Genomic DNA, 14,443 nt, shown 5'->3' with positions numbered 1-14,443 from the left:
ATCATGAGCCAAAGCAAACCTGAATTGATAGAAACCTTGCGGGTAGACGCCGATGGCCAGATTCCCTTGCTGGAGCTGCATCTGGAACGCGTAGCGCGTAGCTGCGCGGAACTGGGCTACGACTGGGATGCCCAGACCTGGTTACAGGCCATGCATACCGCGCTGGGCCAAGCCCCCGTCAACACGCCTTTGCGGCTGCGTATTCTGTGGAATGCAAAAGCCAGTGCAAAAGCCGAGGCGCAGGCCCTGCCCGCTCTGGAAGGGCCTTTACAACTGTGCCTGTCCAAGATACCTCTGTCTGCCCAGGACCGCCTGCTCTCGCACAAGACCACGCATCGCCCCTGGTATCAGGAAGCCGCTGCCCTGCTGGAAAAGCATCCCCAACTCTTTGATGTGATTTTTCTGGATACGCAAAACCGGGTTTGCGAAGGCAGCCGCAGCAATATCTATATCCAGGATGAGCAGGGCCATTGGTGGACGCCACCCGCACAAGGCTGGCTCCTGCCTGGCGTACAACGACAGGCACTCCTGAATAGCGGTCTGGCCCGTGAAACAGAGCTTTTTCTGGAAGACTTGCAGCATGCACGGGCGATTCGTGTGTCGAATGCCCTGCGTGGCTGGCAAAACGCCTTACTGGTTCAGGATCCGGTTTAAGGCGTAATCAGCGGCCTGCATTCCCATGCTGGCCGTTATCGTGACCCCAGAGCCATAGCCTGCACAGGCCAAGCCTTGCAAAGCACCATCTTCGGACTGGGTCCAGTTTTGCGGCAGGCGGGTTTCCTGCTCAAACCACAAGCAATCCACACCCATGCGAGGCACGCGCTTCAAGGCACGGCCCTGAGCATCACTGCCACGCGCAAAACCATGTTGTTTGCGCAGAATCTGACGCAGCTTGCCTAACAAGGCATCATGCCGTGCCACCGACAGATCCCCCCGACGCAAGCTCAACGGGTCGGTTTTTCCGCCTGCACCGCCACAACTCAATAAGGGGACGTTCAGACGCCTGGCCTGCAAGATCAGGGCGATCTTGGCACTGGCCTGATCGGTGCAATCCAGAAATACGTCGGGACGCTGCTCCAGCAGACTGGCTGCATTGTCCTCGGTGACGAAATCCTCAATCAATTGCAATTGACATTGAGGATTGATTTGCGCAATGCGCTGGGCCATCGCTTCAATCTTGGCCATACCCAAGGTACTGTCCAGCGCGGGCAATTGGCGGTTGATATTTGATTCCGCAATATTGTCCAGATCAATCAGGGTGATCCGGCCCACAGCGGAACGGGCCAGGGCCTCCACAGCCCAGGTGCCAACACCACCAATACCGGCCACCATCACATGGGCGGCAGCCAGACGCTCGCGCGCTCCGGCTCCATACAAACGGTCCAAACCACCGAAACGGCGTTCGGCATCCATGTTGTGCTGCTCTGTCATCAATCTGTCCATCACCGGCCCATGCGGCCAAACCCGTCAATTCTACGTCTAATTTCGCCTCTCCAGCCCGCGAAACGGTGCTTATGCCCTGGCGGCTTGACTCTGCTCGGCCAAATAGCAACACTCATATAAGCAAATTAGTATTTTTCCTTAGTTATCAGCATCAAAGCCCGCTACAGTGGACTGTCATTGCTCTACAATTGTCATAGGTTTCAAGCATCTGTGATTTTGGCTTACCACCCCTTTTTGCCGTGAACATCGATTCTATTTCCGCCTCGCCTTCCGCCGTACCCACACCGTGCAGCTTTCGTGTCCTGACTGACGAAGAGCGCAATGCCTCTTTGCGTCAATCCCTGGAAGAGGCGCAATGGTGTGAAAAACAGGACCTGTGGGTCTATGGCTACGGCTCCCTGATCTGGCGTCCCGATTTTGAATTTGCCGAGCAGCGCCAAGCCTTGCTGCGCGGTTATCACCGGGCGCTGTGCTTATGGTCACGTATCAACCGCGGCACGCCCGAGCAGCCCGGCTTGGTCTTTGGGCTGGATGTGGGTGGCTCCTGCCGCGGCATGGCTTTCCGTATCCCTGCTGACAGTGTGCCCAAGGTCTTCGATGCCCTGTGGCTGCGCGAGATGCCCAGCGGTGCCTATATTCCCCGCTGGTTGCGCTGCCGCACCAGCCAGGGCGATATTCGCGCACTGGTCTTTACCATGAACCGCAAAACCGACGCCTACGTACCGCGTATGCCCGATGAGCAGTTGCGGCAAGTGGTGTACTCGGCCCAGGGAACCAACGGTCCTTGCATTGAATACGTCATGGAAACCGCCTCGGCGCTGCAACGCTCTAAAATTCTGGATAAACGCCTGCAATCAGTGGTTCAATTACTACAGAGCCAGACTGCACTGCTTAATCCTCAACAAGCCTAAGAGCGCCCCATGTCCCTTGCTGATTTTCGTAATGAATACGAACGTTTTTCCCTGAGCGAAAACGAACTTTGCGCCGACCCTCGCGAGCAATTTCAACGCTGGATGGATCAGGCCATTGAACTGAAGGAAGTCGAGCCCACGGCGATGACGCTGGCCACCGTGAACCCGGACGGCCGCCCATCGGCGCGCGTTGTCCTGCTCAAGGGTTACGACGAACAAGGCCTGGTGTTCTTTACGAACTACCAGTCACGCAAAGGCACGGACCTGGATCACAACCCGTGGGCCAGCCTGTCCTTTTTCTGGTCTTCCATGCAGCGCCAGGTGCGCTTTGAGGGCCGCATCAGCCGCATTAGCGCAGCCGAATCCGACGAATACTTTCACAGCCGCCCTCTGGGCTCGCGTATTGGTGCCTGGGCCTCGCCGCAAAGCCAACCCATCAGCCGCGCAGAGCTGGATGCCCGTGCCAAGCAGTACACTGACAGCTTAGGTGAACATCCCGCCCGCCCTGAACACTGGGGTGGCTTCCGACTGACTCCAGACCACGTCGAATTCTGGCAAGGCCGTGCCTCGCGCCTACACGACAGGCTGGTGTTCGACCGCAAGGACCAATCTGATTGGCAGGTGAGCCGACTGGCTCCTTAAGACGTTCCTTGGGGGACGCCTGCCCTCAGACTCGATGCAATGACTGTTTTTTCTTCTACCTTCGATAGCGACTTCTTTCGTTCGGCACTGGGCCGTTTCGCCACCGGCGTGACGGTCGTGACCGGTGCCAACAAAGACCACCCCGATCAGGCTATTGGCTTGACCGTCAGCTCCTTTAACTCTGTGTCTCTGGACCCACCTCTGGTGCTGTGGTCGCTGGCCAAGCGTTCCCAGTCCCTGCCGCATTTTGTGGACGGTGAAGGTTATGTGATTCACGTATTGGGCGCCAGTCAGCTATCGCTGGCCAAGCGCTTTGCCTGGGGTGAGCAGGCCGAGCGTTTTCGCGATCACCCTCTGAAACGCTCCCCGCACGGCTTGCCCATGCTGGATGACGAGCGTTGCAGTGCCTGGTTCGAGTGCAAGCCTTATGCCGTGCATGAGGCAGGCGACCACCTGATTTTTATCGGTGAAGTCACCCACTGCGAACGCAGCGCCCATCAGCCCCTGATCTACCATGCGGGCGACTTTGATCTGACGCCTTCCCTGGTGTGAAAGGGTGTTTCAATACGCCCCTGACGAGGGCTGCATGGCGGGAGTACACTACGCCTTTTGCTCCAACGCGCCCATAAGGTTCTGATCATGGCAAACGATGTCGATTGCATAGTGCTGGGAGCCGGGGTCGTAGGTTTGGCCTGCGCCCGACAAATGGCCCAGCAAGGCATGGAGGTTCTGCTGATTGAGCAAACCGCCAGCATCGGCAATGGCGTCAGCTCGCGTAACTCGGAAGTCATACACGCCGGTATTTACTACACACCCGGCAGCCTGAAGGCCCGTCTGTGTGTAGCAGGCAAAGCCATGCTGTATGACTACTGCCAAGAGCACCATATCGACCACAAGCGTTGCGGCAAGCTGATTGTGGCGACAGGGCCCGAGCAGGAAGCGGGACTGCAACAACTGCAAGCCCAAGCGCTTGCCTGTGGAGTCGACGATTTGCAGTGGCTGGACGCCGCTCAGGCCAAAGCACTGGAACCGGCATTGAATTGCAGCGCAGCTTTACTGTCGCCCTCTACCGGCATCGTGGACACGCATGCCCTGATGCTGGCTCTGCAAGGCGATGCTGAAAACCATGGCGCGCAACTGGTCTTCAATACACCCTTTGTCAGTGCGCGTGTCCTGCCCGAGCAAGGTTTTGAGGTGCACGTGGGTGGCGCAGAACCCTTCAGCCTGACCACCACACACCTGATCAATGCCGCTGGCCTAGGTGCGGTGGACGCCGCACGTCACATCCAGGGGCTGGATGCCAGCCATATCCCGAACGCCTATCTGTGCAAGGGCAGCTATTTCTCTTTGGCAGGCCGCTCGCCTTTCAAGCATCTGATCTACCCCATGCCCAATAAAGCCGGTCTGGGTGTACATCTGACGCTGGACCTGGCTGGCCAGGCCCGCTTTGGCCCGGACACAGAGTGGGTGCAGGACGAAAACTACGATATGGACCCTCAACGGGGCCAATCCTTTTACGCCGCCGTACGCGAGTACTGGCCTGCCCTGCCCGATCACAGTCTGAACCCGGCCTACAGCGGTATCCGGCCTAAAATTGTGCCCGCAGGCCATGCGGCCGCCGACTTCGTTTTTTCCGGGCCTGCCGACCACGGCATCCCCGGACTACTGAATCTGTTCGGCATCGAATCCCCCGGCCTGACCGCGTGTTTAGCGATTGCACAACACAGCCAGGAAACTCTGGCCCAGGCAGCTTAAAAACTTTTCTGAAATCTTTACAATACTGTCGATGAACGATTACATCTTGACCCTATCCTGCCCGGATCGCACCGGCATTGTCCACAGCGTATCGGGCTGGCTGCTTGAGCAGAACGGCAACATTCTTGAAGCACAGCAGTTTGGCGACGCCGCCACCAACCGCTTTTTCCTGCGCATCCAGTTTTCCCTGCCTGAAAAGCAGGACGTCAACGCACTGCAAGCCAGCTTCGCCCCAATTGCAGAAAAATTTGGCATGGCGGCCAATATTTATGACGCCCAGCGCAAAGCCCGCTTGCTGATTCTGGTCAGCCGCCAAGGCCACTGCCTGAACGATCTGCTGTTCCGTGCCCATAGCGGCCAACTGCCTGTTGAAATTGCCGCTGTGGCCTCCAACCACACCGACCACGCCGGTCTGGCTTCCTCTTATGGCATTCCTTTCCATCACCTGCCCGTGACACCGGAAACCCGCCCCGAGCAAGAACAACAAATCATCGACCTGGCTAGCGAGCTGAAGATTGATCTGGTTGTGCTGGCCCGCTACATGCAGATTCTGTCGACCAATCTGTGCCAGTCCCTGTCCGGCCGTGCCATCAATATTCACCACAGCTTCCTGCCCAGCTTCAAGGGCGCCCGCCCCTACCACCAGGCACATGCTCGCGGCGTGAAGATTATTGGCGCAACCGCTCACTACGTGACGGCTGATCTGGACGAAGGCCCAATCATCGAGCAAGACGTTGAGCACGTTACCCATGCTGTCAGCCCAACAGAGCTGACACAGATCGGTAGTGATGTGGAGTCGCTGGTTCTGGCCCGTGCGGTACGCGCCCACGTTGAGCACCGTATTTTGCTGAACGATCAGCGCACCGTGGTGTTCCGCTAAGTAGCAAGATCAGGGCTACCTTAAGCCTGAAAACAAAGCCCTCAATGCGGTGGATATAAATCCACGCATTGAGGGCTTTTTATTGGCTACCCAATACGCCTATCTACTGTCCCAAGGCCAACCCTTCCCGCCGAGGATCTACCCCGGCCTCCAGTCCTTCCTGGGTCCAGCGAATCACATGCGTACCGCTGGGAAAAGGCTGCTCTCGAACCTCGTGTCCCATCGCCCTCAAGGCTTGGGCCTGCTCTGTCACAGCGGTTCCTGCTTCCAGCTCAGTGGCCCAATTACGGCTACCGTAATGCGGCAGGCTGACGGCTTCTTGTGCATCCATATCCCACATCAACATGCCGGTCAGGGCCTGAGCCACGTAAGGAATGATGGCACTGCCTCCAGGTGAGCCTACGGCAATCACAGGGCGCCCCTCCTGCATCACTATCATCGGCGCCATGGAACTACGCGGACGTTTACCTGGCTCCACTCGATTCACGGACAGACGTCCCATCTCGTCTTTGGGGCTCAAGGCAAAGTCCGTCAACTGATTGTTCAACAAGAAACCCTGAACCATGATCTTGCTGCCAAAGGCCGATTCCACCGATGTAGTCATGGACACCACCTGCCCTTTGGCATCGGCCACGGACAGATGAGTAGTCGATGGCAGCTCTGGCGTGTTATCGCTGGCAGCTTGTGAGTCGACCAAAGGTTTGCCCGGTTGAGCGTGCCCCATGGATCGATCTGGCTGAATCAAGGCGGCACGCGATTTAAGATATTCCGGTGCCAGCAAAGCCTGTTGTGGCACCGACACAAACGCGGGGTCAGCAACCCAGGCGTCCCGATCGGCAAAGGCCAGCCGCCCTGCCTCGGAGAAATAATGAATCGCTTCGGCTGATTGAGGTTTTGCAGAAGCAATTGGCGTGTGCTGCAAGATACCCAGCATCTGCATCACGCTGATGGCCCCCGAACTGGGCGGCGCCATGCCGCACAGCGCCACTTGCTGCCAGTCCATACAGAGAGGCTCACGACGCAGCGCACGGTACTGCTGCAAGTCTGATTCCGTCAGATCACCCGCAACAGGATCACCTGTGACGGCAGCCACCATGTCCCGAGCAAGCTCACCTTGATAAAAAGCCTGTGCGCCCTGTCTGGCTAACAGACGCAGCACCTGCGCATAGGCCTTGTTCTGCAAGCGATGACCTACCGGCCAGGGCTTGCCCTGCTCGTCAAGAAAATAAGTACGTGTGGCGGTCTTGTCAGCCAGTTCGGGATTATCCGAAATCAAGGCGTGCAAACGGGGGCTGACCTCAAACCCTGCCTCCGCCAACTCAATTGCCGGCTCAAACAGATTGGCCCACGGCAGTACGCCGCCATCCTTGTGCATGAGCTCCAGTGCACGCAGCAAGCCCGGCACCCCCACAGAGCGACCACTATTGACCGCTTGTTTGAAGGACATGGTTTTACCGTCCAGTTCAAAACGATCCAGGCTGCTAGCTGCAGGTACCGTTTCACGTCCGTCGTAGCTCATCAGGCTAGTCCTGGGCTGGAACATCAGCAAGAAACCGCCCCCGCCAATCCCGGAGGATTGGGGTTCCACCAGACCCAGCACCAACTGAGCCGCAATAGCCGCATCAACCGCACTGCCACCCTGATCCAGAATGCGTAAACCTGCCTGTGTGGCTAAAGGATGTGCCGTCACCACCATGCTTTTCTGGGTGACGTGTTTGTCGCGCTGCATGACACTGCTGGCGGCTTCCGGATTCAAATGCTGTGTCGCCACTTCCCGGGCTTGCGCAGGCAGCGCCAAAGCCAGGGCCAATGCAGTCGATAGCAGCGCCGGTTTCCAGGGCAATCTCATGTGTTCTCCTTTTCATGCTCAAGCAGCCATTGCTCCAGTAGAAGTACCGCCTCACTGGGCTCATTGGCCGTGGGATAACTAAAAAAATACGCTTCGCTAACAGGCATGGCATGGTCTTGCGGCATGATCAATTCGCCCCGCTCCAGCGCTTTGCTAACCAGAAAGCGCGGCATCAGGGCCAGGCCCATATCCGCATGCAAGGCCGCCATTACCAGGCTGAACAACTCATAGCGAGGGCCGGAACTGACACGCAGATCAGGCTCCAGACCGGCGGATCGATACCAGTCCGACCAGCTATCAGGGCGTGTGGACATATGCAGGTGAACCAGTTTTTGCCAGTCACCACTGGCCGCCAGCCTGGGGGAGCACACGGGCACCAGCTCGCCCTCATCAAACAGCTTGATGCCTTCGGTTTGCGGCCATAACTGCCGCCCATGATAAATGGCTGCATCAAAGGGATGGTCACCAAACTGAAACGGAGTAGTACGTACGGACAGGCTGACGGTGATATCGGGATAGCGCTGGGAGAAACTGGCCAGACGCGGCATCAGCCACACGGTCGACAAAGTAGGCAGCACGGCCAGATGGATGCTGCGGCCCACTCCGGCACGCGCAATCAGGCTGAAGGTGTCTTTGCCGATCTGCTCCAGATGATGGCGGATACGAGCCGCATAATCACGACCCGCCGGGGTCAGGACCAGACGCCGCCGCACCCGCGTCAACAAGGTCACGCCCAGCCGCTGTTCCAGGCCACTAACCTGCCGATACACCGCGCTATGCGTCAAAGAAAGCTCCTCAGCCGCACGGGAAAAAGTCCCCAAGCGGGCCGTGGCCTCAAAAGCCTGTAATGCGCCCAAACTGGGCACGCCTTGTCTCATAGGTCTCCCTCTTAATCCTGCCGCCCCAGCCCAGTCCATTCAGCACAGGGCCAGATCGTTACGTCAGCACACGACATTGTGCAATTTTATCAATTGCCTTGTGCGCTTTATGCACACTATGCTGGGACTTTAGCCTGATATCGCCTGCCCGATGATGCACAAGGCCTCACACAACTGCCGACGGCCACCGCGCTCAGCGATACTTGAGCTGCTCTTTCCCTGTTTCCAGACCGATGGTGCCCTTGCTGGCTCCACCTGATTGACCGTCTTTGATCTTCCCGGAGTACCTCTATGTCTGACAATCCCTCTTTCCATTGGGACGACCCTCTGCTGCTGAATCAGCAATTGAGCGATGAAGAACGTATGGTGCGCGATGCGGCCCATGTTTATGCGCAGGAAAAGCTACTGCCGCGCGTGCTGGAAGCCTTCCGCCACGAACAGACCGACCCGGCCATCTTTGCCGAGATGGGCTCGCTGGGTTTGTTGGGAGCCACTATTCCTGAAGCCTACGGTGGCGCCGGCCTGAACTACGTCAGCTATGGTTTGATCGCTCGTGAAGTAGAGCGTGTGGATTCGGGCTACCGCTCCATGATGAGCGTGCAGTCTTCCCTGGTCATGGTGCCGATTTTTGAATTTGGCAGCGAAGAGCAGAAACAGAAATACCTGCCCAAGCTGGCCAGCGGACAGTGGATTGGCTGCTTTGGCCTGACCGAACCCAATCACGGTTCGGACCCCGGTGCCATGGAAAGCCGCGCTGTCAAAGTAGGCGGTGGCTATCGCCTGAGCGGGAACAAGACCTGGATTACCAACTCCCCCATTGCCGATGTCTTTGTGGTCTGGGCCAAGGTGGTCGGTGGCGAGGATGACGGCAAGATTCGCGGTTTCATTCTGGAAAAAGGCATGAAGGGCCTGTCCACACCCGCCATTCACGGCAAGGTAGGCCTGCGCGCTTCGCTAACCGGCGAAATTGTCATGGCCGATGTGGACATTGCAGACAGCCAGATGCTGCCCCATGTCTCGGGCCTGCGTGGTCCCTTCACCTGCCTGAACTCTGCCCGCTTTGGTATTGCCTGGGGTGCTTTGGGCGCAGCCGAATCCTGCTGGCATACCGCTCGTCAGTACACCCTGGACCGCAAGCAGTTTGGCCGCCCCTTGGCCGCCAATCAGTTGATCCAGAAAAAACTGGCCGATATGCAAACCGAGATTACGCTGGCGCTGCAAGGCTGCCTGCGTCTGGGACGCATGAAAGACGAAGGCACGGCTGCCGTCGAAATCACCTCCATCATGAAGCGCAACTCCTGCGGCAAGGCACTGGATATTGCTCGACTGGCACGCGACATGCTGGGCGGCAATGGGATCTCTGACGAGTTCGGCATTGCCCGCCACCTGGTCAATCTGGAAGTGGTGAACACCTACGAAGGCACCCACGATGTACACGCCCTGATTCTGGGTCGTGCACAAACCGGGATTCAGGCTTTCTTCTAATTCAGGTCGGGCCGGGGCAAAGCAAGAGACTTTGCCCTGGCCCCTTCAGAAGCAGCAGACAAAAAACGTAGCGTGGGGTTTCTTTCCAGCCGCAAGGACATTTTCAAGATCAAAAGGACCCCGGAAAAAATCGGCAAGCTAGAGATAATGTTTGGTGGTCTTTTTATTCTTGTTCGGGCTTCAACTCAAACATGCTGGTGGCTTCCAGCTCCAGCACCAGTTCATCGCGCTGGTTAAACACATTCCAGTTCCAGCGAATGATGCCCAGGTCCGAACGGCTGCTGGACACACGTTTGGAAGCGACCGTAGCTTCCAGACGGATGGAATCGCCAGCCCGCACAGGCAAGACCCAGCGCAGACGTTCCAGACCGGGCGAACCAAAAGACTCGGAGTCATGCAAGGCAGAGTCCACGGCCATGCGCATGGTCTTGCCACAAGTGAGCCAGCCACTGGCAATCAAACCGCCCCAATGGCCTTCTTCGGCTTGCTTGTCATCAATATGAAAGGACTGCGGATCGTATTTCTGAGCAAAATCCAGCATCTCTTCGCGAGTCACAGGTACAAGTGGGTGATTGATGACCATACCCACTTCAAATTCAGCAAATTTCATGTTGTTGTGCAACCAAAAAAGCCCCCACGCTACGCCTTCGGCTTGTTGCTCCCAAGGGGGGAGCTTTTTGCTGGGGGCGCCGAGCCTTGGGACAGCCCGGCGGCAAAAAAAGATCAAGATCGCCACTCTACCATCTCTGCAAAAATTTGCAGCACCCCGCCAGAATGCAGACAAAACAGCAGCAAAATGTCCACATCAGGGATCAGGATGGGCCAGCGTATGCGTCTCTGATCAATCTATGGCATAAAGAGAGTTTCCTAATTACTTCAGCGCCCCCTCTGTCCAGGGCTTCTGTACACAAGACGGCTATGACAACACTCGATTCCTCTGTGCAATTTGCGAGCCTGACTCAAGGCACCCAAGCTATTAATCTGGAATATCAACGTATCGCCCCCGAGCGTGAAACCGCCCCTTTGCTGGTGTTTCTGCACGAAGGTTTGGGCTCGATCACGATGTGGAAAGACTGGCCTGCGCAGTTGTGTGAACAAACCGGCTGTAGTGGCTTGATGTACTCGCGTTATGGCTATGGCCGTAGCACCCCGCGCCCGGACAATAGCCCGAAAGAGCCGGACTATCTGCACGAGCAGTCGCTGGAAGTACTGCCGCAATTACTGGAACAGTTGGGGGAAGATGGGAAGAAACGCCCGATTGTGCTGGTCGGTCACAGCGATGGCGGATCGATTGCTCTGCTGGCTGCCAGCGGCTTTAGCGACAAGCTGCAAGGCATTGTGGTGATGGCCCCGCACCTGTTTGTGGAAGATATTTCCCTGCGCGGTATTCTGGTGGCCCGCGAAGCCTACGAACAAGGCTTTCTGCGCGAACGTCTGGGTCGTTATCACGACAATGTGGAATCGGCGTTCTGGGGCTGGAACGCTACCTGGACAGATCCCCGGTTCCGCGACTGGAATATTGAAGAAGACGTTACCCGCATCACCTGCCCAATTCTGGCTATCCAAGGCGTGGATGATGAATACGGCACACTGGAACAAATCCGCCGCATCAAGGAGTTGGTGCCACACACCGAGCTGCTGGAACTGGAGCAGTGCGGACACCTGCCCTACCGGGATAAGGAAGCACAGGTGAACCAGGCGATTGTGGACTTTCTGAAGCGAACAGCTCGCTAAGCAGCAAACTTACTCCGTCCCCAAGGTCAGTCCTTAAAGCACACACACCACTAAACAGCAGCCTTACTCAAAGGCTGCTGCTGCTCGGCCCAGGCGGTCATTGACCGCCTGCCAGTCTGGCGTAGTCGGGCAACGCTGCACCCAGATATGCTCGTACTGGCCTTGATCCAGGCGACGCAGCATGGCGTACAAATCCTGGGCATAGACTTGCGTATCAGGACTGCATACATACCAATCGTGCACATCCGCCGAGAACGGTGGCAAGGTTGCAAAGGCCACCACAGCCTGCTTGCCCCCTTCAGCCAAGGCGGCCTGCACCGCAGGCGCACTGCCTTCATCAAATAAAGACAAAGGGGTACGGGGCGCGTAATGCGCTTTCAAGCTACCCGATACTTGTGGGGCTTGCTGATCCGGGCTGGCGGGCTCATAGCCAATAACCTCGGCGATCATGGCTGCCGTGATATGACCGGGCCGCAACAGCACAGCACCGAGGCCTTGATGGGTACGCGACACGTCCACGATGGTGGACTCGATACCCACTTCTGAAGAACCCGCTTCCACAATCAGCAGCTCGTCCGCGCTCATATCGGCAAATTCGTCACGCACATGGCTGGCCGCCGTGGGCGATACCTGACCAAACTTATTCGCCGATGGAGCAGCCACTCCGGCCTGTCCGCTGGGCTTGAGTTCCGCCATGCGTTTGAGCAAAGCCTGCGCGACCGGATGAGACGGGCACCGAATACCAATACTGTTTTGCCCACCGCTAACCGTATCAGGGATAGCGGGGTTACGCGGCAGAATCAGGGTCAACGGACCGGGCCAGAAAGCGTCAATCAATTGCTGTGCAACCGCTGGGATCTCCGTCACCCAATAGCGCAGATCCGCTCCAGGAGCCACATGCACAATCAAAGGATGATTGGCTGGGCGTCCCTTGGCCTTGTAAATCAACTGCACAGCAGCCGGGTTTTCTGCATCCGCACCCAAGCCGTAAACCGTCTCGGTCGGAAAGGCCACCAGCCCCCCTTGTGCCAGCACACGGGCAGCCTGCTCTATTTGCTGTTCAGAGGGGGTGTGGGGAGTATCAGTCATGGTCAAAAGCAATGAGCAAGGCAGCCGCGGCACGAGCCGTACGATCACGCACCTGCTGGTCGGACTCGCCCACAATATTGACGTGACCCATCTTGCGACCTATGCGGGCCTCGGTTTTACCGTACAGATGCAAGGACACACCCGGTACGGCCAGCAAAGCCGCCCAATCCGGTTCACGCATCTGGCCTTGAGCATCAAACCAGATATCGCCCAGGATATTCAGCATCATGGATGGGCACAGCGCCTGGGTGTCACCCAAAGGCAAAGCGGCCATCACTCGGGCCTGTTGTTCAAACTGGCTGGTGACGCAGGCGTTCATGGTGTAGTGACCACTATTGTGTGGACGAGGAGCCACCTCATTCGCCAGCAAACGGCCATCTTCCAGAATGAAGAATTCCACGCAAAGCACACCTACGTAATCCAGGGTGCGGGCAATGGCAGCCGCCGCCTGACGGGCCTGCTCGGACAAGACATCGTCCTGGAACTGGGCGCTAATCGTGGACACAGCCAAAATGCCATCACGGTGCTCGTTACGAGCACATGGAAAGGTTTTGACCTGATCGTCCAGACCACGGGCCAGGACAACCGAAATTTCGGACTTCAAAGGCTGCAAGGCTTCCAGCACACAGGCTTGGGAACCGAATTCCTTGAAGGCAGCCAGCGCCTGTTCACGGTCCGCCACACGGGCCTGCCCTTTGCCGTCATAACCAAAGCGCGCCGTCTTCAGAATGCCGGGGAACAAGGCGCTATCGGCGGCTTGCACGTCTTCCAGGCTTTCAATGGCCGCATAGGGTGCCACTGGCACACCGGCTTGTGCGATAAAGGCTTTTTCACGGATACGATCCTGCACGATACCCACGGCATCACCCGAAGGCGTGACACGAGTGTGCTGGGCCAGGGTCAGCAGGGACTGTGCTGGTACGTTCTCGAACTCGGTACTGACGGCTTGGCACAGCTCCCCCAGTTGAACCAATGCTTGTGCATCATCGTAGGCAGCACAGATATGCAGATCCGCCACGGCACCAGCCGGGCTGTGAGTGTCGGGGTCCAGCACCGCCACTTTGTAGCCCAGGCTTTGAGCACTATGGCAGAACATGCGGCCCAGTTGGCCGCCTCCAATCATGCCCAGCCAGGAGCCAGGGACCAGTAGGACAGCATCAGTCATGGGGGTCATCATCACAAAATCAAATCAGGCAGTGGCAGGAGGAACGCGCATAGCTCGGGCGGCCTCAGTCTGGCGGGCACGGTACGCAATCAGTTTTTCAGTCAGGACCGTATCGTTGACGGCCAGATTGGCAATAACATGCAGCGCGGCATTAGCGGCACCCGCTTCACCAATGGCGAAGGTAGCAACCGGCACGCCCTTGGGCATTTGCACAATCGACAGCAGGGAGTCCTCACCGCGCAGGTAACGCGAAGGCACGGGTACGCCAAACACAGGCAAGTGTGTCAGGGCAGCCAGCATGCCGGGCAAATGAGCCGCCCCGCCTGCTCCCGCAATAATGGCTTTCAGGCCACGGGCTGGCGCCTGGGCACCGTAATCCACCATGTCAATCGGCATGCGGTGGGCAGAGACCACACGGCACTCGTAAGACACGCCAAATTCATCCAGAATGGCCACGGCCTGGCTCATGACATCCCAGTCGCTGGAGGAACCCATCACAATGCCGACGGTGGGGGTCGCAGGAGTTTGTACGCTCATCAGAGATACGCCCTAAAAGGAAGAAGGCGCCATGCTGCCAGGCGCCTTGGTAAATAGAAAATCCGAGCTACTGCC

15 protein-coding genes are annotated in these 14,443 nt (G+C 57.6%); 8 read left to right on the top strand and 7 right to left on the bottom strand.

Annotation, left to right across the window (positions count from 1 at the left end):
- Positions 1–3: 3 nt before the first annotated feature.
- A complete protein-coding gene (locus JYG33_RS17355) occupies positions 4–654 on the top strand; it encodes an aminotransferase class IV (RefSeq protein WP_207873383.1) in 651 nt (216 codons plus the stop codon).
- On the opposite strand, the gene JYG33_RS17350 is transcribed toward JYG33_RS17355, so the two are convergent.
- Positions 631–1,431 carry a tRNA threonylcarbamoyladenosine dehydratase gene (locus JYG33_RS17350; RefSeq protein ID WP_207873382.1) on the bottom strand — a complete coding sequence of 267 codons (801 nt, stop codon included), beginning with the start codon at positions 1,429–1,431 and terminating at the stop codon, positions 631–633. The two genes, JYG33_RS17355 and JYG33_RS17350, sit on opposite strands and share 24 nt — an antisense overlap.
- 251 nt (positions 1,432–1,682) lie before the next feature.
- Between JYG33_RS17350 and JYG33_RS17345 the strand changes: the two genes are divergently transcribed.
- From JYG33_RS17345 to purU, 5 genes are all read left to right on the top strand, one after another.
- A complete protein-coding gene (locus JYG33_RS17345) occupies positions 1,683–2,354 on the top strand; it encodes a gamma-glutamylcyclotransferase (RefSeq protein WP_207873381.1) in 672 nt (223 codons plus the stop codon).
- Positions 2,355–2,363: 9 nt separating this feature from the next.
- Complete coding sequence (gene pdxH, locus JYG33_RS17340) at positions 2,364–2,996, top strand: pyridoxamine 5'-phosphate oxidase (protein ID WP_207873380.1); 633 nt, start codon at positions 2,364–2,366, stop codon at positions 2,994–2,996.
- A 39-nt stretch (positions 2,997–3,035) separates the two neighbouring features.
- Positions 3,036–3,548 (top strand): flavin reductase family protein, encoded by a 513-nt coding sequence (locus JYG33_RS17335; RefSeq protein ID WP_207873379.1) that lies wholly within the window; start codon positions 3,036–3,038, stop codon positions 3,546–3,548.
- A gap of 87 nt (positions 3,549–3,635) precedes the next feature.
- Positions 3,636–4,751: an NAD(P)/FAD-dependent oxidoreductase gene (locus JYG33_RS17330; RefSeq protein ID WP_243430218.1), complete on the top strand. Its 1,116-nt coding sequence runs from the start codon at positions 3,636–3,638 to the stop codon at positions 4,749–4,751.
- A 25-nt stretch (positions 4,752–4,776) separates the two neighbouring features.
- A complete protein-coding gene (gene purU, locus JYG33_RS17325) occupies positions 4,777–5,631 on the top strand; it encodes a formyltetrahydrofolate deformylase (RefSeq protein WP_207875924.1) in 855 nt (284 codons plus the stop codon).
- Positions 5,632–5,734: 103 nt separating this feature from the next.
- Here purU and ggt read toward each other — a convergent pair whose 3' ends face one another.
- Positions 5,735–7,480 carry a gamma-glutamyltransferase gene (gene ggt, locus JYG33_RS17320; RefSeq protein ID WP_207873378.1) on the bottom strand — a complete coding sequence of 582 codons (1,746 nt, stop codon included), beginning with the start codon at positions 7,478–7,480 and terminating at the stop codon, positions 5,735–5,737.
- Complete coding sequence (locus JYG33_RS17315; protein WP_207873377.1) at positions 7,477–8,358, bottom strand: LysR substrate-binding domain-containing protein; 882 nt, start codon at positions 8,356–8,358, stop codon at positions 7,477–7,479. The genes ggt and JYG33_RS17315 overlap by 4 nt, the downstream gene beginning before the upstream one ends.
- 291 nt (positions 8,359–8,649) lie before the next feature.
- Here JYG33_RS17315 and JYG33_RS17310 point away from each other — a divergent pair, with 291 nt between their 5' ends.
- Positions 8,650–9,843 carry an acyl-CoA dehydrogenase gene (locus tag JYG33_RS17310; RefSeq protein ID WP_207873376.1) on the top strand — a complete coding sequence of 398 codons (1,194 nt, stop codon included), beginning with the start codon at positions 8,650–8,652 and terminating at the stop codon, positions 9,841–9,843.
- 163 nt (positions 9,844–10,006) lie between these two features.
- Here the strand turns inward: JYG33_RS17310 and JYG33_RS17305 are convergent, their stop codons facing one another.
- Entirely contained in the window at positions 10,007–10,453 is a 447-nt protein-coding gene (locus JYG33_RS17305; protein WP_207873375.1) for a MaoC family dehydratase, read from the bottom strand.
- 308 nt (positions 10,454–10,761) lie between these two features.
- Between JYG33_RS17305 and JYG33_RS17300 the strand changes: the two genes are divergently transcribed.
- The gene (locus tag JYG33_RS17300) at positions 10,762–11,577 is read left to right on the top strand and encodes an alpha/beta hydrolase (RefSeq protein ID WP_207873374.1); all 816 of its coding nucleotides are present in this window, start codon (positions 10,762–10,764) and stop codon (positions 11,575–11,577) included.
- Between the two features lie 63 nt (positions 11,578–11,640).
- Here the strand turns inward: JYG33_RS17300 and JYG33_RS17295 are convergent, their stop codons facing one another.
- From JYG33_RS17295 to purE, 3 genes are read right to left on the bottom strand one after another with little or no spacing between them, the layout of a single operon-like run.
- On the bottom strand, positions 11,641–12,666 hold the full coding sequence (locus tag JYG33_RS17295) for an L-threonylcarbamoyladenylate synthase (protein WP_207873373.1): 1,026 nt from the start codon (positions 12,664–12,666) through the stop codon (positions 11,641–11,643).
- Positions 12,659–13,831 carry a 5-(carboxyamino)imidazole ribonucleotide synthase gene (locus JYG33_RS17290; RefSeq protein WP_243430217.1) on the bottom strand — a complete coding sequence of 391 codons (1,173 nt, stop codon included), beginning with the start codon at positions 13,829–13,831 and terminating at the stop codon, positions 12,659–12,661. The genes JYG33_RS17295 and JYG33_RS17290 overlap by 8 nt, the downstream gene beginning before the upstream one ends.
- Before the next feature lie 24 nt (positions 13,832–13,855).
- Positions 13,856–14,368: a 5-(carboxyamino)imidazole ribonucleotide mutase gene (gene purE, locus JYG33_RS17285; RefSeq protein ID WP_207873372.1), complete on the bottom strand. Its 513-nt coding sequence runs from the start codon at positions 14,366–14,368 to the stop codon at positions 13,856–13,858.
- Positions 14,369–14,443: the final 75 nt, after the last annotated feature.

Origin of the sequence: Alcaligenes sp. SORT26 (assembly GCF_017377875.1) — a bacterium.
GTDB classification, from domain to species: Bacteria; Pseudomonadota; Gammaproteobacteria; order Burkholderiales; family Burkholderiaceae_B; genus Alcaligenes; species Alcaligenes parafaecalis.
The sequence above is the reverse complement of the archived record's forward strand: the minus strand, read 5'-3'. Positions and strand labels throughout refer to the sequence as shown.

Bases quoted from the DNA above. Each gene is read 5' to 3' on its own strand.
- JYG33_RS17355 (WP_207873383.1), top strand. From the start codon at position 4: ATGAGCCAAAGCAAACCTGAATTGATAGAAACCTTGCGGGTAGACGCC.
- JYG33_RS17350 (WP_207873382.1), bottom strand. From the start codon at position 1,431: ATGACAGAGCAGCACAACATGGATGCCGAACGCCGTTTCGGTGGTTTG.
- pdxH (WP_207873380.1), top strand. From the start codon at position 2,364: ATGTCCCTTGCTGATTTTCGTAATGAATACGAACGTTTTTCCCTGAGC.
- JYG33_RS17335 (WP_207873379.1), top strand. From the start codon at position 3,036: ATGACTGTTTTTTCTTCTACCTTCGATAGCGACTTCTTTCGTTCGGCA.
- JYG33_RS17330 (WP_243430218.1), top strand. From the start codon at position 3,636: ATGGCAAACGATGTCGATTGCATAGTGCTGGGAGCCGGGGTCGTAGGT.
- ggt (WP_207873378.1), bottom strand. From the start codon at position 7,480: ATGAGATTGCCCTGGAAACCGGCGCTGCTATCGACTGCATTGGCCCTG.
- JYG33_RS17315 (WP_207873377.1), bottom strand. From the start codon at position 8,358: ATGAGACAAGGCGTGCCCAGTTTGGGCGCATTACAGGCTTTTGAGGCC.
- JYG33_RS17310 (WP_207873376.1), top strand. From the start codon at position 8,650: ATGTCTGACAATCCCTCTTTCCATTGGGACGACCCTCTGCTGCTGAAT.
- JYG33_RS17305 (WP_207873375.1), bottom strand. From the start codon at position 10,453: ATGAAATTTGCTGAATTTGAAGTGGGTATGGTCATCAATCACCCACTT.
- JYG33_RS17300 (WP_207873374.1), top strand. From the start codon at position 10,762: ATGACAACACTCGATTCCTCTGTGCAATTTGCGAGCCTGACTCAAGGC.
- JYG33_RS17295 (WP_207873373.1), bottom strand. From the start codon at position 12,666: ATGACTGATACTCCCCACACCCCCTCTGAACAGCAAATAGAGCAGGCT.
- JYG33_RS17290 (WP_243430217.1), bottom strand. From the start codon at position 13,831: ATGACTGATGCTGTCCTACTGGTCCCTGGCTCCTGGCTGGGCATGATT.
- purE (WP_207873372.1), bottom strand. From the start codon at position 14,368: ATGAGCGTACAAACTCCTGCGACCCCCACCGTCGGCATTGTGATGGGT.